Origin of the sequence: Christiangramia sediminis (assembly GCF_020552705.1) — a bacterium.
GTDB lineage: Bacteria > Bacteroidota > Bacteroidia > Flavobacteriales > Flavobacteriaceae > Christiangramia > Christiangramia sediminis.
Window position 1 is genome coordinate 854,498 of the sequence record NZ_JAJBZG010000001.1, and the last position, 18,673, is coordinate 873,170.

Below are 18,673 nucleotides of genomic sequence, written 5' to 3' on the forward strand. Positions count from 1 at the left end.
CGTTTTATTTAATAATGAATTATTTCGCCTGATATGCAATTGATAGACTGGATAATCCTTACAGGAACCATTGCCTTTATTGTATGGTATGGCGTTTATAAATCACGAGGCAGTAAAAATGTAGAAGATTATATTGGGGGTGGAAAAAATGCCAAATGGTGGACCATAGGTTTATCTGTGATGGCTACGCAGGCCAGTGCGATCACTTTCCTTTCTACTCCAGGACAGGCTTTTCACGATGGAATGGGCTTCGTGCAATTCTATTTTGGATTACCCATAGCAATGGTCATTATTTGCATGGTTTTTATTCCTATTTATCACCGGCTGAAAGTTTACACGGCTTACGAATATCTCGAATCCAGGTTCGACCGAAAAACAAGAACCCTTACAGCCATCTTATTTCTCATACAGCGCGGGCTTGCTGCCGGTATTACCATTTTTGCTCCGGCCATCGTCCTTTCAGCAGTACTGGGCTGGAATCTAACCTCACTTACCATTATCATCGGGGTTCTGGTGATCATATACACTGTTTCAGGAGGAACCAAAGCCGTGAGTGTAACTCATAAACAACAAATGGCAGTGATCTTTACCGGTATGGTCGTCGCATTTTTTATTATTCTAAGTTATCTCCCGGATTCTGTTGGTTTTACAGATGCTCTTGAAATTGCTGGAACGGGTGGTAAAATGAATATTCTTGACTATTCTTTCGACTTTGAAAATCGTTATACACTTTGGAGCGGACTTATAGGAGGAAGCTTTCTTGCCCTCTCCTATTTTGGTACAGACCAAAGTCAGGTGCAACGTTATCTTACCGGCGCCTCAGTTAGGGAAAGTCAGATGGGAATGATCTTCAACGGATTATTGAAAGTACCACTCCAGTTTTTTATTCTGTTGGTTGGTGTTATGGTATTTGTATTTTATCAATTCAATACCGCTCCCTTAAACTTCAATCCTGCCGCCACAGAAACTGTTTTAAACTCTAATTATTCTGAACAGTATAAAGATCTGATGCTCGAACATGAAGAAGTTCAGCTAAAGAAGCAGCGACTGGGTTTAAATTATGCAGAAACTAAATCTGGGATGAATCCTTCTGAAGTCGCAGATTTCGAAAGGGAATACATGAGTCTGGATAAAGAACAAAACGAGATAAGAGAGAGGGCTAAAATATTCATTGACGCTTCAGATGCTGAGGCTGAAAGCAATGATAAAGATTATGTCTTTATTCATTTTATCTTAAATAACCTTCCTAAAGGTTTTATAGGCCTTTTACTGGCCGTAATCCTGTCTGCCGCGATGTCTTCTACCGCTTCTGAACTTAATGCACTGGCTTCTACCACCGTTATTGATCTTTACAAAAGAAATCATAAGGAAGATAAAAGTGAGGAGCATTACCTCGCCGCTTCCAAGTGGTTCACATTAATGTGGGGTATTATTGCCATTGCTTTTGCCAGCCTGGCCGATCTTTTTGATAATCTTATTCAGCTGGTAAATATTATTGGAAGTCTTTTCTATGGCAATGTTTTGGGAATATTCCTGCTCGCCTTTTTCATTAAATACGTTAAAAGCAACTCGGTATTTATCGCCGCTATTATAACCCAGGCTATTGTCCTATTAGTTTTTAAACTTGAGCTTATGCCCTATTTATGGTTAAATGTGCTTGGATGCTTGCTGGTGATCTCTCTGGCTTTATTATTACAAACTTTTAAACCAAATAATTCTGAACTTAGGGAAGTATGAAAAAGATAAAATGGGGAATAATAGGTCTTGGAAAGATCGCCAACAAATTCGCTGAAGGCCTTACTTCAGTTGAAAATGCTGAATTATATGCGGTCGCTAGTAGAGATCTTAGTAACGCAAAGAAGTTTTCAGAAATTCATGCTGCTGAAGTTTTTTATGGTTCTTATGAAGAATTAATGAAAGATAAAGCGGTGGAGGTTATCTATATCGCAACGCCTCACGTTTTTCATTATGAGCTGACCTTAAAGTGCATCAATCATGGAAAAGCGGTGCTGTGCGAAAAGCCATTTGCCATGAATATTCAGCAAACAGAAGAAATGATAGCTCTTTCCAGAGAGAAAAAGATCTTCTTGATGGAAGCGCTCTGGACGAAATTCCTGCCGCATTTTAAATATGTTTCCACAAGAATAAATTCGGGAGAATTTGGAAAGATTGAATCGATAAAAGCCGATTTTGGATTTCCGGCAAAATTTGATAAAACAAAACGACTTTTTAATAAATCGCTTGGAGGTGGCAGCCTTCTGGATATTGGTATCTACCCGGTTTTTCTAACCTACAGTCTATTAGGAAAACCAGATACAATTAAGGCATCTGCTGAATTTACCGAAACCGGGGTTGACTCAGAGTGTCGCATGCAATTCAACTATGCCGATAATGTGAAAGCAGAACTTTTTTCCACTTTCAAAGAAAAAACACCCACTATTGCGGAAATCAATCTGGAAAAAGGAAAAATTCTATTGAATTCACGGTTTCATGAACCCACCACGGTCACTATTACTTTTAACGGAGAGGAAGAGCTCAGGGAGTTTGGTGTACAAACCAATGGATATAATTTTGAAGCAGCGCATGTATCTGAGATGCTTCAGAAAGGAAAAACTGAAAGTGATATCTGGCCCCTTGATAAAACCAGGGATTTGATGAGTTTACTGGAGCAAGTTCGTGAAGAAATTGGCTTAACATATTAAAATAAGAAAGGTTTTCTAAATCTTTGATTCGTCAAGCTGAAATTATTTCAGCTTCTCTAGAGATCCTGAAACAAGTTCAGGATGACATAATCGCAATTAGAAAACCTTTCTTAAGAGATAAATGTGATTTTGGGGATTATTTAGTTCCTCCCCACTCTTTAATAGATTCTTTATTCATTTTTACATAATCTGCATTGTTCGCTTTTTCAGCAGAAGCCATTGATTTTTTTGCTGTCGCAATCGCTTCCTGTTTTTTACCCATTTCAGCTTCGATCAAAGATTTTCTTCTAAGCATCCAGAATGCATCATCACCAGCCATTTCAGTAGCTTTGGAAACCCACTTATAGGCTTTTTCCAAATCCTTTCCCGCTTCATGATAATAAGTTCCCGCCGCAAAATAATCATTGGCCGTAGGCCCGTTCATTACTTTTTCTATACTGGACATTGCCTTCTCATCGGTTGGAACTTCCATCTTCAACATTGCAATAGTATTCTCCCAGATGAAATTAAGACTAGCCGAATCATTTTTAAGATCATCAATAACAATGGTAAAAGTTTCCATCGGCATTGGCATTTCCATAGTTTCGGCAGTGGCCTTTAAAGCAACCTTACTCTCATCCCATTGCTGTGGCACACCCCAATTATCGGTAGAGGTATAAAACATCACCTCCCAGGAGTCTTCTGAAGGAATTGTATAAATGCTATAAGAACCCTTTTTAAGTTCCTTACCGTTGATCTTTACATCATCACTAAAAGTAATTTCCGTATTGGCATTAGCCCCCGTTCTCCATATTTCTCCGTAAGGAACAAGATCTCCAAAAATTGTTCTGTCTCTCATTCCTGGACGGGAATATTCGATGGTAACATCGGTAAGGCCCACAACTTGCTCGATCTTTCCCGTGGGACTTGCCTGTGGAGCCTGAATTTGAGCTTTCATAGAAATAGCTATGCAAAAGATAATTGCAAATGATAGTAGTTTTTTCATTGTAGTAATTAATTGGTTTTCTCAAATATACATAGAAAGCCATTTAATTACTTCATTCAGCAACCAAAGAGTTTTGAAAACCAGGTACAAGACCACATTTGCCTATTTCACTGTGAAAGTTTTTCTAATGCTAATTGGCTGGATATCTTCGGAAAAACCCTGAATAAGAATTTCAAAGGTTCTGGTAACATCTGAAGTATAAAAAGATAGTGTTTCAGAACTCTCATTCATATATTTATGAGGCTCCCACAAGAGTTGATATCTAAAATCGGGAATATCTTCATAATCTTTTGAAGCTTTATCATAGGTCTGTTTGAAATAATTCTTTGGAGTTTCTATACTCTTCAGCTTAATTTCTTTTACATACTCAGGATTATAATATTCTATGTAATCCTTTTCAAAAGTTTCGATCATTATGACTCCTTTGTAAGATTTTGATCCTAAAAAGTATTGATCCCGTATTATTTTTATCTTATCTATTTTTCTTGAATCATAAGATTCTACAAAATCTGTAGGATCCTGAACCAGTAGACCATCAATAATTAATAAAGGGGTTCCATCAAAATTCTCGTAAGGTTTATAGCCCAGGACTCCTAATTCATACTTACCCTCAGGGTTTCTTCTAAGCCGGGCATATTCTAAGACTTCAATAAAAGTTTCTTTAACAGTTTTGAACCGGGTGTAATCATCCAGGTCATATTCTAAAGTTTTAATTCCGTTAAACAAATTACTCATGTCCACGGTCTTAATTGTATCAGGCTTTTTAGTATAGAAAGCATTTTCTATTTGATTATGGACACTTCTCTCCTCAATCATTGATTTCATAGAAGAGTCAATTCTGAAGTCATCAAAACTGGACATATCATAATCAACTGAATTATTTCTATTTATACCTACCTTATAATCCTCAAGATTTGAATCCAGAACCTGAATTTTCGCCAGATCTGAAGTGAAACTTTGATCGATATTGAAGTAAAAATTACCATTAGAATCGGTATTAGCTATTCTTAGAAAGAATTGTTCCCCTGGAATAGATAATGCTACCTTGGTATCTGCGAGGTCTAATTCACTGCTATCAGATATTGGTATAATTTGCCCTTTTAAAATATGTCCTCTTAAATCTGGAAGAAAGATAGAGTCTGTATTTCTAAAATTAGTCTCTAGATCACTTTTCGTTAATTTTTCACTGTAACTAATTGCAGTGACATTATCAGGTTGATCAACGGTGTTTATTTTTCTAACTGAAACGGAATAGTAAATTTCACTATTCTCAGTATTTAGCAAATTCATTTCTACTTTCTCGCGGGTACTATAACTTGGTTTATTCAACGTCAGGCTTAACATTCTGGAAGTATCATCAGCTTTATCCACTATACCGGAGTAGACAATACTCTCAGAAATAGAATCTTTTTTACTTTCAGCTAAGATTTGATCCTGGCTTGATTGATATGGATTTATAATGACAATATTCTGACTGAAATAAGGATTATTAGTATTATTCCTCATCCAGCTGGTATATGCGATCAACTTATAATTCCCCGAAGGCACATTGGTAGGTATAAAATAATCTCCCGTACCTCTTCCATTTTTAATTTTAATACTTTGCTCAAAAACAGATTTTCCTGCAGAATCAATTAATTCTACGAATGCCACTTTACTCAAATCACTAAGGCTATTCTCTTGCTTTTTTAGATTGTATATACTGTAGTATAAATATTCTCCTACCAAAAACATGGTAGAATTGGTATGCATATAGATACTCTCTACAGGTATTAAATTGAGAAGCTCTATATCAGATTCTTTTTTTTCAACGGCAACCTGAGCATTTGAAAAAAAAGCAATATTGATAATTATTATGCCTAAAAAAAGTTTCTTATTCATTCTAAAATTTTAATCAATCCAAAAGTTAGGTTTCACATTGGTTCCAAGAACTGTACAATCCATACAAAAAGTGGGGACTACTCGGTAGGGTCCCTCTCCCTCTTCATCTGGAGGAGCTCCATAAGTTTCATCATAAAACTTCACCTGGTTATTTCTTATAAATTCTATCAGAACCCGATATTCAGGTCTTGTAATTTCACAAAAACGCAATGGATCTGGTTTTTCATTTAGACTGAAAAAATCTGTGTAATTAAAGAATATTCTTTTCGAACTTACCTTACCAAGATTAAAATTTCCGACTACCTTTTCATTAGAATCTTCTACGGAAGATATATTTCCATTTATAAACCCTGGCTGATTCTGGGAAAAAACACTTTCAGATCCTGAAAGTTCTTTAAGAGTTTCATAGTAATCATACGCTTTTTGAGAAATACTTACTTGACTAACAAGAATGCTATACCTATTTTGAATTGGGAAATCATCAAACTCATAAAATTTAACTAGGTAATCTGAAATTTCATTTTCAGAAAGAGCTCCTGTGTCTGCCAGTAATATCTCTTTGGATCTTCGGGTATTATAACAAATCTCTTCTTCCTTGGTTTTTGGAACAATTTCTAAAAAATTAGACTGGTTAAGTATAAGATCTCTACTTTGTGTATAGGGAGAGACAATCTTATAGGTTTCATTATATGAATACTTATAATAACTAACTCCATCCTGGCCAGGATTTGCAGAGCTGCTATAGATTGCAATTCCATCAATACCTTCATCATTGGTAGTTCTCTCAGCATATAGATCTTCCATTACAGCATTATTCTCTGGAAGCGTTTCTTCTTCTGAAATATAATTTCTCCCGTTTGAGGTGAGGATCTCTAAATGATATTTTTTACCAGAACTAATATTAAATTCATTTATTGAAGTATATTTTCCAGGTTGTGTTTCCCGAAACTCATATTCATTCTGATTATCATCTACTACAAGAATTCTCGCATTACTTTCAGGGATAATCGTATCGTTATCTATTCTATATACATTTGATAAATAGATCTCCTGTGTTTTTACTTCATCGGTGATGGTCGCTTCTACTACAAGTAACTTCTCATAGGTTTCCGACTTAAAATCATATGGTTCTACACAGGCATGTAATACCACCAACAATATATAAGTGAAGAGTATTTTAATCTTTTTTTCTTTTAAAGTTTTTATAACAAGCATCTTTAAAAATTAAAATTAAAAGAGTTATTTATTATGCTTAGAAAAAATATCTTATACATAATCTAGTATCAATCGACCCAGAATTCGGGTTTTACGTTGGTCCCAAGCACTGTACAATCCATACATATAGTTCTTACCAATCTATAAGGACCTGCTCCTTCTTCATTAGGAGGAATCCCATCTGCTTCTCCATAAAATTTCATCTGATTAGTACTTATGAATGCAACGATATCTAAAAATCTTTCAGGCCTGGTTACTTCACAGGATCGTCCTGCATTAGGATTATCACTAAAATTGAAAAAATCTTTGAAATTAAAGAATATACGTTTAGAGCTCGCTTTTCCTAAATTAAAATTCCCTATCACTTTCTCATTTGAATCTTCTACAGAAGATATGTTCCCATTTATAAAACCGGGTTGATTTTGAGAAAAAATGCTTTCAGAACCAGACAATTCTTTTAAGGTTTCATAGTACTCATAGGTTTCCTGAGAAACACTTATTTGATTTACCAGAATACTATACCTATTTTGAATTGGGAAATCATCGAACTTGTAAAATTTAACTAGGTAATCTGAAATTTCATTTTCAGAAAGAGCTCCTGTGTCTGCCAGTAATATCTCTTTGGATCTTCGGGTATTATAACAAATCTCTTCTTCCTTGGTTTTTGGAACAATTTGAAGAGCTCCAGAATTAGTTACAATAAGATTTCTATTAGAGGTATATGGAGAGACAATCTTATAGGTTTCTTTATATGAATATTTATAATAACTAACTCCATCCTGGCCAGGATTTGCAGAGCTGTTATAGATTGCAATTCCTTCAATACCTTCATCATTGGTCGTTCTTTCAGCATATAGATTTTCCATTACAGCATTATTCTCTGGAAGCGTTTCTTCTTCTGAAATATAATTTCTACCGTTTGAGGTGAGGATCTCTAAATGATATTTTTTACCAGAACTAATATTAAATTCATTTATTGAAGTATATTTTCCGGGTTGTGTTTCCCGAAACTCATATTCATTTTGATTATCATCTACTACAAGTACTCTCGCATTACTTTCCGGGATAATCGTATCGTTATCTATTCTATATACATTTGATAAATAGATCTCCTGTGTTTTTTCTTCATCGGTGATTGTCGCCTCTACTACAAGTAGCCTCTCATAAGTTTCCGACTTAAAATTATACGGTTCTACACACGCATGTAACACCACGACTAATATGCATGTGAAGAGTATTTTAATCTTTTTTTCTTTTAAAGTTTTTATAACAAGCATCTTTAAAATTTAAAATTAAAAGAGACCGTTGGAACCGGAACAGAAAAAATTGAACTCTGCCTTCCTTCTATATTACCTTCATCATTTACAAAGAATACTGAGTATGGATTGTTTCTACCCAATACGTTATATACCGATATATTCCAGAAAGTATGTGCCAGTTTCTTTAGTTTGTGACTCCCTTCAATATTTAAACTGAGATCCAGACGGTAGTAGTCAGGTATTCTAAACTGATTCCGGTCACTATAGACTACATACTCCCCTCCTTCGTAATTATATTGCCCAATAGGAAAAGTAACAGGCCTGCCTGTTTGATAAACGAAATTTGCAGAAATGCTATAGCGCTGTGTGATCTTATAATTTGTAACCGCGCTAAAATCATGAGGCTTGTCAAAATTGGAAGGAAAAAATTCTCCGTTATTAACAGTCTCCTCATTAAAGGCGCCATCTAATTTTAATAAAGATCTTGAATAGGTATAGGCAAGCCATCCGTTAAGACGACCGGAGTTCTTCTTTAACAAGAGCTCTACACCATACGATTTTCCTTCTCCTTGAATAACTTCTGTCTCAAAATTTTCATTTAAGAAAAGATCTGCGCCTACTTTAAAATCGAGGATATTATCAGATGTTTTATAAAAACCTTCAATACTCGTTTCAAATATATTATTATCGAAATTCTTAAAAAGACCAAGTGAATACTGCTGTGCTCTTTGCGGATCGATATTAAATCCAGATAACCTGTAAGTGTCGGTTGGTGAAACTGTCGTGTTATTAGTTAACGTATGTATATATTGAATGGTATTGTTATAGCTCGCCTTTACAGAAAGATCTGCGGCAAAACTATATCTTGCCGAAGCTCTTACTTCTGGTCCTCCATAGGTCTTAATTACTTCATTTTTACCATAATCTACTATATCGATAACAGTAGCATCGGTTTTGGGAACTCCTTCTTCATAAATACGAACCTCTTTTGATCCTAATGCTGTAAAGCTGGAATATCTCAAACCTACGCTTAAAAGTAATGCGTCACTAATCTCAAAATCGTCTGAGATGAAAATTGCAGCTTCCACTCCTCTTTCTTGAGCAAGTTCTAAAGCTTGTATTTGAGAGCTGGAACCTACTGGCTTAATTTCTCCCGGATCAATTCGATAAAATTTTCCTGAGACCCCATAATTGAATTGATGTTTGTTGCTATGAATATAATCCATATCAAGTTTTAATTCAGTCTCATTTAAATGATAACCAGATTCAAAATTGTCGCCAAAATTACTTTCATAATCTATATTAAACTGGTAATCACTATTAGTTAAATAAAGGCTTCCTCTATTCTTATCATTAAACCTATGGTTGTAATTTAATGTAAGTGCCCTGTTTTGATAACTATATATAGAATCTGAAGTGATACTAAATTTATCGTTACTTATATAACCGGTAGCTTTAATATTATTATTCTTATCGATTTTATGGTTATACTTAGCAATTACATCGTAAAAGAAAGCAGTACTGTTATTCAAAGATTCTTCATCCAGATTTTTTAGTATCCAGTCTGAATAAGTACTTCTTCCTCCCAGTATTAACCCCGATTTTTCTTTAACAATTGGCACCTGCAGAGCAAGATTACTTGTTACCGGTCCTATAGACGCTTCTCCCTGAAATTCTTCAGTATTAGCATCTTTGGTAGTTATTTCGAAAACAGAAGACAACCTGCCGCCATATTTTGCAGGAATATTTCCTTTATAAATATTTGCTTCCCCTGAAGTAAACGGGTTGATAGCCGAAAATATTCCAAAGAAATGAGCAGGATTATAAATAACTGCGTTATCCAGCAAGATGAGGTTTTGATCTGCTCTTCCTCCTCTAACGTTATAACCTGCAGAACCTTCGCCAGCTGTAGAGATCCCAGGTAAGGTAGTTGCTACTTTTAAAATATCTCTTTCTCCCAGAACTAAAGGGATATTCTTAATATTTTCAATATCTATTTGCTCCTGGCCGGTATTGGCATTATCAACATTCTTGTCGGCATTAGAATTCAAAAGTACTTCCCCTAACATCTCATAAGAATCTCTTAGAGAAAAATCTAGTTTCCCGTCATTATAGATAATTACTTTCTTTCGAACATTTTCATTCGTCAAAGATTTTGTTTCTATAAAATTCACTCCTTTCCGGAGGTTAATCTCATAGAAACCATTAATATCTGTGGAAACACCGGTATTTCTCCCCTCTACAATTATTGCAAGATTTGAAATGGGTTCACCAGTTTCAGTACTTTTTACATACCCAGATAAAGTAAAACCTCTTTTTCTATTAGAAGCGTTTTGTTTTCCAATTCTAACAGTTTCTGTTTTCTTATTTTCAGAAATATTATTATTAAAAAAAATAGGAGAATCTACCAGTTCAGTCTCTTCATTAACATTGTTTTCATCAGAAGGTTTTACCTGGGGCTCTCTAAAAAACCTAGCAGGGAGCTCATCATAAATTATACTATTTTGTGTTAGTACAACCCTGTTATCATCAAGGATATAATAATTTAAAATTGTTTCATCCAACAGGTCGTTTAAAACATCCTGTATGGGAATTTTATCATAAGTAGCGGTAATAGATTTATTGGGAATCCATTCTTCTACAAAGTAAAATTTCACATTTGCTTTCTCTTCAATTTGAGAAATAGCTGTTAGCAGTGGAGTATTATTAAAGCTAATAGTTATGGTATTCTTAGTATCCTGTCCAAATATTAGTTGTACACAAAATAATAAGAAGAAGAGTTTGATATATTTAAACATGAATTATGATGACTTTTCTAATTGGGAAGTAATTTCTTTAAAAAGCTGAATCATAAAATCGTCAGGCTTAGCTCTTAGAACAGACCTTTGTTCACGATAGAATTTTTTGATTTCAGATTTTTGAGTGGGGAAAATAGAATTTATCTCTTTTTTTGAGTCGGCAGAAAAAAACTCTCCTTCATATTTAAAAATAAACTCGGAATCTGTAGGCTCAAATTCGTAAAAAACGTAGTTACGCTCCATTTTTCGTTGGACTTTTTTTCTATGTTTTTTAAATAAGGTTAATGAAGAAGTTTCTAATATATTCTCATAAAAACCTTCAAAATCTTTCTCTGTTTCAATCCCAATATTTTCAAATTTATGACCATTCATTTCAAATTTTTGAATACGAGAAGTAATAAGTTGAAAAGTTGAGAATTTATTTGAAACAGGAATTTTCGCTAGTACTAAATCATCATATACATTAAATTTTAGCAGAACACTTGGATAATAGTTGTTCTCATAAACTATTGAAGAAACATTAAAATCCTGATAAGTATATAAAAATTTATTTTTTTCATTAATGGTAACTTCTTGATCTAAGTTTTGAATTCCATTAAAGAGCATTGTATTTTCCAAACCAATCTTGTGATCCAGCAATAAATAAGCTGCATCGTTTTGAGCCAATAAACTTCCAGAAAAAACAAAAAATAAAGATAAGAGCAGATAATTAGTATTATTCAATATCATTTAAAAGGTAAAAATGTTAATAAAATGAGATCACTCTCTGCAATTTTGACCTTATAATATTATTAGGTCAGGACGAATCTAAAATTTATGAGGGTCTAAAAAAAATAAATCTCCTTTTTAACATAACGTCCCGGGATAAAAAGTGAAAGTTACTTTTCATATTTAAATTTTGTTTAACTATTATATTTTTATTTTAAACAAAATGAAGTGTAATTTTACTGGAAACAAATTAAAATGAAGCTTTATACACTGCGTAGTGTTCAAAAATTGCCCATCAGTCCACAGAAAGCCTGGGATTTCTTATCAGATCCTCGAAATTTAAAAACAATTACTCCAGATTATATGGGTTTCGAAATTCTTTCGGGTGGTGACCGTCCCATGTTTCCGGGACAAATTATTCAATATATCGTAACTCCTGTTGCAGGAATAAAAACTAAATGGGTCACCGAGATCACTCATGTAAAAGATGGAGAATATTTTGTAGATGAACAAAGGTTCGGACCTTACTCTTTATGGCATCACAAACATTTTATAAAATCTATCCCAGGAGGGGTAGAAATGGAAGATATCATTGATTACAAATTACCTTTCGGAATTTTAGGGCAACTCGCACACCCAATATTGGTGAAATCCAAGCTTAAGGAAATTTTTGATTATCGCAAACACAAATTAATAGAAATGTTTGGTGAGTATAACGAAGATTCCCATTCTACTGAGACTCTAAAACAAGACATCTTAAATTAAATATGATGAAGAAAAATATATTATTAATAGGCGGTTCTACCGGAATAGGATATCAAATCGCTGAACTTTTAAATGAGAATAACAATATAATCGTTGCTTCCAGAAATAAATCTGAATTAGATACCGATAAAGTAACCCATCTTGAATTTGATGTACTAAAGGATGATATTTCAGAACTTGATTTGCCCGATACTATAGATGGATTGGTATATTGCCCAGGAAGTATAGATCTTAAACCTTTTAAAATGATCAAGCCTGAAAGTTTTGAAAAGGAAATGAATCTTAATTTCTTCGGACTGGTGAGATGTGTAAAAGGAGTTCTTGATAAACTTAAAAATTCAGATCAGGCAAGTCTGGTATTTTTCAGTACCGTTGCGGTAAAAGTAGGTATGCCATTCCATACGAATGTAGCAGCCGCAAAAGGAGCCATTGAAGGTTTTGCCAAATCCCTGGCAGCAGAATATGCTCCAAATTTCAGGGTAAATGTCATCGCTCCATCCTTGACCGATACTCCGCTGGCTGAAAAATTACTTTCCAATGACGATAAAAGGAAAAAAATGGATCAGCGACATCCTTTAAAAAGAGTTGGAGAACCTAAAGACATTGCCAATCTCGCAGCTTTTTTATTAAGTGAGAACAGTTCGTGGATCACGGGACAAATATTAGGAGTAGATGGAGGCCTCTCTACTATAAACAGCAATTAATGAGTAAAGAAGTTAATATTTTTTGGTTTAGAAGAGATCTTAGGCTTGACGATAATGCGGGTTTAAAAGCAGCTCTACAAGATGACCTGCCGGTACTACCTATATTTATTTTTGATTCTGAAATTCTTGAAAAGTTACCTGAAGATGATGCCCGGGTTAGCTTCATTTTCGACGAGCTACAAAAAATGCGAAATGAACTCCAGGAAAATCAGGAAAGTTCAATCGCGATGCTTCAGGGAACTCCGGAAAATGTTTTCAAGGAATTGATAGCAGATTATGAAATAAAGAAAGTCTTTACCAACAGGGATTACGAACCTTATGCCAGGGAAAGAGATAAAAAAATATCCCGGCTCTTATCTAATAATGAAATTGAATTTCTTGATTTTAAGGATCAGGTGATATTTGAAAAAGACGAGGTGGTTAAAAAAGACGGCGATCCTTATGTAGTTTATACACCCTATAAGAATTTATGGAGAGACAAATTCAGTAAACTAGATATGGAATTCCATTATACCACAAGGTTTATGGATAATTTCTATAAAAACAGCCGACTTCCCAATTTAAGTTTATCAGACATAGGATTTAAAAAGTCCTCCCTAAAAGTTCCTGATTATAAAGTTACCCCCGGGTTGATAAAGGACTATAAAGAAAAAAGGGATTATCCGGCGGTGCAAGGAACATCCCGCCTTGGACCACATCTAAGATTCGGAACGGTGAGTGTGCGGCAGATGATTCGCGATGCAGATAAAGAAAGAAATAAGACATTTCTGGATGAGCTGGTATGGCGGGAATTTTTCATGCAGATACTTTATCATTTTCCAGATACGGTTACAGAGGCATTCAAGAAAAAATATGACCGAATAAACTGGAGAAACAATAATGAAGAATTTGAATTATGGAAAAGTGGTGAAACCGGTTATCCACTTGTAGATGCTGGAATGCGGCAATTAAATGAATCCGGTTTTATGCATAATAGAATTAGAATGCTGGTGGGTTCATTTCTATGCAAGCATTTATTGATTGACTGGCGTTGGGGAGAAGCTTATTTTGCTGAAAAATTACTGGATTATGAAATGTCTTCCAACGTTGGAAACTGGCAATGGGTTGCCGGAAGCGGGGTGGATGCAGCTCCTTATTTCAGAATTTTTAACCCTACTACTCAAATTGAAAAATTTGACAAAGATGAAAAATATATAAAAGAATGGGTGCCGGAATATGGAACTGAAAATTATCCTGAAAAAATGGTAGATCATAAAGAAGCCCGGGAACGGGCACTCCAAACCTATAAGGAAGCTGTTAGCAATTAAATAATTAAGATTTTATAGAGGAGTTAAATAGCTTTCTCGCTTTTTCAAGGTCCTCAGGTGTATCAATCCCAATACTTTTCACACTGGTCTCCACCATTTTAATCTTTTTACCATATTCCAGATATCTGATACACTCTATTTTTTCGGCCGCCTCCAATGGCAACATTGGTAATCTATAAAAATCCATCAAAGCTGATTTTCTAAAAGCGTATATGCCGACATGCTTAAAATAGGTGACATTGGCCGAAGTATCCCGGGGATATGGAATTGGAAATCTTGAAAAATAAAGTGCAAAATCATCCTTCCCGGTGATTACCTTTACATTATTGGGATTAGTGATTTCATCACTATCAATTAATTTCGTCTTCAAAGATGCCAGGTCAATTTCTTCAGCTCCCTCCTGTTCAAATACCTCAAGAAGTTTAGCCAAACTATTTTTGTCTATAAAAGGTTCATCTCCCTGGACGTTCACTACAATATCCACATCCATATTCTCCACAGCTTCCGCAATACGGTCACTTCCGCATTCATGCTCCTTAACACTCTTGATTACCTGTCCGCCTTCATTTACGATCTCATCGAAGATCTTTCCGCTATCGGTAACTACATAGACTTCATCAAAAAGATCAGTATTAACGGCAGCCTCATAGGTTCGGGTTATTACAGTCTTCCCATTTAAGTCCTCCATTAATTTCCCCGGAAACCTGGAGGCTTCGAAACGTGCGGGTATCATGGCAATAATTCGATTTTTGGAAGTCTGTTTCATGTATAATTTTCAGTAAAAATAGTAATTAGTTAGCTGTGAAAAAATCATCGCCAAAACCTATTAAATATAATTTATCCTGTGCTCGGGTCATGGCAGTATAAAGCCATCTTAGATATTCCTTCCCTACCCCATTAGGTAGATAAGGTTGCTCTATAAATACATTCTTCCATTGCCCGCCCTGTGATTTATGGCAGGTAATAGCATAGGAGAATTTAATCTGAAGTGCATTGAAATATTTATTGTTCTTAATATTCATAAACTGTTTGTACTTAGAGCGCTCATTGGCATAATCCTTTTTCACCTCTTCATACAGCTTATTTGATTCCTCATAAGTTAATGACGGAGTATTACTGGTTAGCGTGTCCAGCATGATCACTGTTTCAAAAGGGCGCATCTTGGGATAGTCTACCATTTGGACCTGTACTTCTGCAAATCTGAATCCGTATAATTCCTTAAATCCGAAGATCTCCAGAACCTTGACAATATCCCCATTGGCAATGAATCCGGCTTCGCTGGTTGGTTTCACCCAGAAATAATTATTCTTTACCACCATTAAATAGTCACCCGCTGAAAGTTCTTCTTCCTGAAACAGGATCCTGGACCTTATTTGCTGATTGTACATATTCGCCCTTTTATTTGAACGGACGATGATACTTGTATCTTCATATCCATTGACCCCATAAGAATCCTGTATCGCATCCATGATCTCGTAGCCATCTACCAGCCTAACCACATCTGCATTCTGAGTAAGTTCAAATTTGAAACTTTCGTAGAATCCTTCCTGTAAACTTTCTCTTATAAGTGTAGCGTTATGAAGAATATCACTTCCTTCGCTTTGTCTTACCACTTCGTCAAGTTCTATAAACGAAACTTCCTTATTATAATTCATTCTTAGTTTATTCTCTTCCAGAGCAGGACTTAGCTCCATTTTCACGGGAGGAAGCTGAGCAGTATCACCAATAAGAATCAACTGACAGTTATGACCCTGATAAACATATTGAATAAGATCATCTAGAAGGGAGCCATTCTCAAATAATTTTGAATTCCCTCCGTCATCAGAGATCATGGAAGCCTCATCAACAATGAATAAAGTATTTTTATGTTTATTGGGTTGAAGTGTAAATTGAATTCCTCCCCCACTCGACTTCTTAGGGAAATAGATCTTTTTATGGATCGTAAAGGCTTCCTTATTAGAATAATTAGAGATCACCTTGGCTGCACGACCGGTGGGCGCCAGTAGAACACCAGACTTTCTTATCTTCCAAAGGTTCTTTACCAGCGTGCTAATAATGGTCGTTTTTCCTGTTCCGGCGAATCCTCGCAGTAGAAAAAGTCGGTCCTTACCTCCATTAACCACGAACTCAGATAACATCTGCAAGGCTATATCCTGCTTATGCGTGGCGGTAAAGCCAAGATCTTCAACAAGTAACTTAAAAAAGGAATCCGGAGTGGTTTTTTCCATAGAAAGTGCATAAAATCTCAAAGATAAGAATGGATTTTTATGGCAGAAACTTTTACGAATAAAAAAAAGTTGTAGATTTGCGTGTAACCAATAACCTTCAAATTAAAACATAAACTATTAAAGCATGAGATTTGTAATACAAATACTTCTTTGGTTGGTAATTATCTTCCTGGCATATCTTACTTTCAACGCGGTTTACGAACCTATTCAATTCAACAAAATCAAGGAAAAAAGATATACAAAGGTTATTAAAAACCTTAAAGATATAAGAAGCGCAGAACTGGCGCATCAAGAAGTAACCGGAAAGTTCTCGGGTAACTGGGACAGCCTGGTAAAATTCATTGATACTGCTGAATTTGCTATTACTCAACGTCGTGACACAACTCTTCTGGATGAAGAATATAAAAAGACCTACGGAGTAGATCAATATATCGAAAAAGTAATTGTAGATACTCTTGGATTCGTACCTGTTAAAGATTCATTGTTTAAAGGAAACGAGGAAAGATATCGTACTATGATGAATGTGCCTATAGATGGTGTAGATGAGAAGTTTGAACTAAGAGCAGGTACCATCAGTAAAGGAGATAATAAAATTCCGGTTTTTGAGGCCAGAGTTGCAAAAGCAGTAGTACTTTCAGATCAGGATAGAACTTTGGTTCTTCAGGAAAACGAAGTACAATCTGTAGATGATGTAAACGGGCGTTATATTAGTGTTGGTTCCATGACCGAAGTAAGTACCAGTGGTAATGGATTTGACAGATATGGAGGAGATACCGACAATTAGAAAACATACAAATAATAAGAAACTGTCCATTCAGGTTAGCTTGAATGGACTTTCTTTTTGTATTCTGGATACACAGGAAAATAGGATTAGTTATTTCAAAAAGATTAATTTTGAAAAGCAACTGGATCCTATTAAAGTTCTGTCGAATATTGAACTGACTTATGAGAACGAAAAAGAACTGAATGAGCCGGTTGATGAAGTCGTTCTTATATTTACAAACAGTCTTTTCACCCTGGTTCCTGAAGAACTTTTTGATGAAGACCATGCGGCAGGTTACCTTAAGTTCAACACCAAAATTCTTAAAACCGATTTTATAGCTTTTGATAAGATCAATAACGAATTGGTGAATGTGTATATTCCATATGCTAATATCACCAATTATTTTTTTGATAAATATGGGGAGTTTGAATATCGTCACAGCATGAGTGTGCTTATTGAGTCTTTACTTAAACTTCCCGGGGAAGCAAAACCCAAAGTTTACTTACATTCCCATTTAAATTCTTATGAACTGGTAATAATTGAGAATAAAAGGTTGCTTTTTGCCAATAGTTTTGAATTTGATACCAGGGAAGATTTTCTTTATTATCTATTATTTACCGCTGAACAACTCAATCTGGATGCAGATGAGTTTGAACTAATCCTGATTGGTGATATTTCAAAAGATTCTGAGGAATATAAAATGGCCTGGGAATATATCCGAAATATTTCTTTTATGGGACCTTTTCATTCTTTCCAGTTTGATACAGAAAACAGCCCAACAGAAGAACGCTCAGAATATCTTTTAATCAAATCATTATAATGCGCATTATCTCAGGAACCCATAAAGGGAGAAGAATTACCGCACCATCAAAGTTACCGGTACGCCCTACTACCGATGTAGCCAAGGAAGCCTTATTCAATATCCTGAATAATTATTACCATATTTCAGAACTTAGCATTCTTGATCTGTTCTCGGGGACAGGGAATATAGCTTACGAATTTGCAGCAAGAGGAGCTGAAAATATAACTTCGGTAGATGCTAATTACGATTGTGTAAAGTTCATTAAGAAAACCTCTGAAGAACTTGGATTTCCAATAACGACCATAAAGAGCGATGTATTTAAATATCTGGAGAAAGCTTCAATAAAGGCAGATATCATTTTTGTTGATCCACCTTATAATTTTGAAGATGAAAAATTTGCCAGAATAGCCGGGCTGGTTTTTCAGCATGAGATGTTAAATGAAGATGGCCTGTTAATAATTGAACATTCTAAACATACCGATCTTTCAACTCTTGAAAATTTCAGGGAAAGCCGGAAATATGGCAGCTCTGTTTTTAGTTTCTTCGAATAATTGTT

General features: G+C 35.1%; 16 protein-coding genes. 8 read left to right on the plus strand and 8 right to left on the minus strand.

Going from position 1 to position 18,673, the window contains the following annotated elements; translation table 11 throughout:
* Positions 1-33 precede the first annotated feature (33 nt).
* Positions 34-1,737 (plus strand): sodium:solute symporter family protein, encoded by a 1,704-nt coding sequence (locus LGQ90_RS04045; RefSeq protein WP_229338359.1) that lies wholly within the window; start codon positions 34-36, stop codon positions 1,735-1,737.
* On the plus strand, positions 1,734-2,702 hold the full coding sequence (locus LGQ90_RS04050; RefSeq protein WP_229338361.1) for a Gfo/Idh/MocA family protein: 969 nt from the start codon (positions 1,734-1,736) through the stop codon (positions 2,700-2,702). Before LGQ90_RS04045 ends, LGQ90_RS04050 begins: the two co-directional genes overlap by 4 nt.
* A gap of 136 nt (positions 2,703-2,838) precedes the next feature.
* Here LGQ90_RS04050 and LGQ90_RS04055 read toward each other — a convergent pair whose 3' ends face one another.
* The 6 genes from LGQ90_RS04055 to LGQ90_RS04080 all read right to left on the minus strand — a co-directional run bounded on the left by LGQ90_RS04055 (position 2,839) and on the right by LGQ90_RS04080 (position 11,563).
* The gene (locus LGQ90_RS04055; RefSeq protein ID WP_229338363.1) at positions 2,839-3,687 is read right to left on the minus strand and encodes a DUF2911 domain-containing protein; all 849 of its coding nucleotides are present in this window, start codon (positions 3,685-3,687) and stop codon (positions 2,839-2,841) included.
* Between the two features lie 102 nt (positions 3,688-3,789).
* Positions 3,790-5,568, minus strand: coding sequence for a hypothetical protein (locus tag LGQ90_RS04060; protein WP_229338365.1), 1,779 nt, complete (start codon positions 5,566-5,568; stop codon positions 3,790-3,792).
* 9 nt (positions 5,569-5,577) lie between these two features.
* On the minus strand, positions 5,578-6,783 hold the full coding sequence (locus tag LGQ90_RS04065; protein WP_229338367.1) for a DUF4249 domain-containing protein: 1,206 nt from the start codon (positions 6,781-6,783) through the stop codon (positions 5,578-5,580).
* Between the two features lie 68 nt (positions 6,784-6,851).
* Complete coding sequence (locus LGQ90_RS04070) at positions 6,852-8,060, minus strand: DUF4249 domain-containing protein (RefSeq protein ID WP_229338369.1); 1,209 nt, start codon at positions 8,058-8,060, stop codon at positions 6,852-6,854.
* Between the two features lie 2 nt (positions 8,061-8,062).
* Positions 8,063-10,840: a carboxypeptidase-like regulatory domain-containing protein gene (locus LGQ90_RS04075; protein WP_229338371.1), complete on the minus strand. Its 2,778-nt coding sequence runs from the start codon at positions 10,838-10,840 to the stop codon at positions 8,063-8,065.
* A gap of 3 nt (positions 10,841-10,843) precedes the next feature.
* The gene (locus LGQ90_RS04080) at positions 10,844-11,563 is read right to left on the minus strand and encodes a hypothetical protein (protein ID WP_229338373.1); all 720 of its coding nucleotides are present in this window, start codon (positions 11,561-11,563) and stop codon (positions 10,844-10,846) included.
* 240 nt (positions 11,564-11,803) lie between these two features.
* Between LGQ90_RS04080 and LGQ90_RS04085 the strand changes: the two genes are divergently transcribed.
* The 3 genes from LGQ90_RS04085 to LGQ90_RS04095 are packed head-to-tail and all read left to right on the plus strand — an operon-like array spanning position 11,804 to position 14,324.
* Positions 11,804-12,313, plus strand: coding sequence for an SRPBCC family protein (locus LGQ90_RS04085; RefSeq protein ID WP_229338375.1), 510 nt, complete (start codon positions 11,804-11,806; stop codon positions 12,311-12,313).
* A gap of 5 nt (positions 12,314-12,318) precedes the next feature.
* Positions 12,319-13,017 (plus strand): SDR family NAD(P)-dependent oxidoreductase, encoded by a 699-nt coding sequence (locus LGQ90_RS04090; protein ID WP_229338377.1) that lies wholly within the window; start codon positions 12,319-12,321, stop codon positions 13,015-13,017.
* Complete coding sequence (locus LGQ90_RS04095) at positions 13,017-14,324, plus strand: cryptochrome/photolyase family protein (RefSeq protein ID WP_229338379.1); 1,308 nt, start codon at positions 13,017-13,019, stop codon at positions 14,322-14,324. Before LGQ90_RS04090 ends, LGQ90_RS04095 begins: the two co-directional genes overlap by 1 nt.
* Before the next feature lie 4 nt (positions 14,325-14,328).
* Here LGQ90_RS04095 and kdsB read toward each other — a convergent pair whose 3' ends face one another.
* Positions 14,329-15,090: a 3-deoxy-manno-octulosonate cytidylyltransferase gene (gene kdsB, locus LGQ90_RS04100; protein ID WP_229338381.1), complete on the minus strand. Its 762-nt coding sequence runs from the start codon at positions 15,088-15,090 to the stop codon at positions 14,329-14,331.
* A gap of 25 nt (positions 15,091-15,115) precedes the next feature.
* Entirely contained in the window at positions 15,116-16,552 is a 1,437-nt protein-coding gene (locus LGQ90_RS04105; RefSeq protein WP_229338541.1) for an ATP-dependent DNA helicase, read from the minus strand.
* Between the two features lie 124 nt (positions 16,553-16,676).
* Between LGQ90_RS04105 and LGQ90_RS04110 the strand changes: the two genes are divergently transcribed.
* The 3 genes from LGQ90_RS04110 to LGQ90_RS04120 are packed head-to-tail and all read left to right on the plus strand — an operon-like array spanning position 16,677 to position 18,668.
* Positions 16,677-17,336 carry a hypothetical protein gene (locus LGQ90_RS04110; RefSeq protein ID WP_229338382.1) on the plus strand — a complete coding sequence of 220 codons (660 nt, stop codon included), beginning with the start codon at positions 16,677-16,679 and terminating at the stop codon, positions 17,334-17,336.
* Positions 17,299-18,135, plus strand: a complete 837-nt coding sequence (locus LGQ90_RS04115; protein WP_229338384.1) for a DUF3822 family protein — start codon at positions 17,299-17,301, stop codon at positions 18,133-18,135. Before LGQ90_RS04110 ends, LGQ90_RS04115 begins: the two co-directional genes overlap by 38 nt.
* Positions 18,135-18,668: an RsmD family RNA methyltransferase gene (locus LGQ90_RS04120; RefSeq protein WP_229338386.1), complete on the plus strand. Its 534-nt coding sequence runs from the start codon at positions 18,135-18,137 to the stop codon at positions 18,666-18,668. Before LGQ90_RS04115 ends, LGQ90_RS04120 begins: the two co-directional genes overlap by 1 nt.
* Positions 18,669-18,673 lie beyond the last annotated feature (5 nt).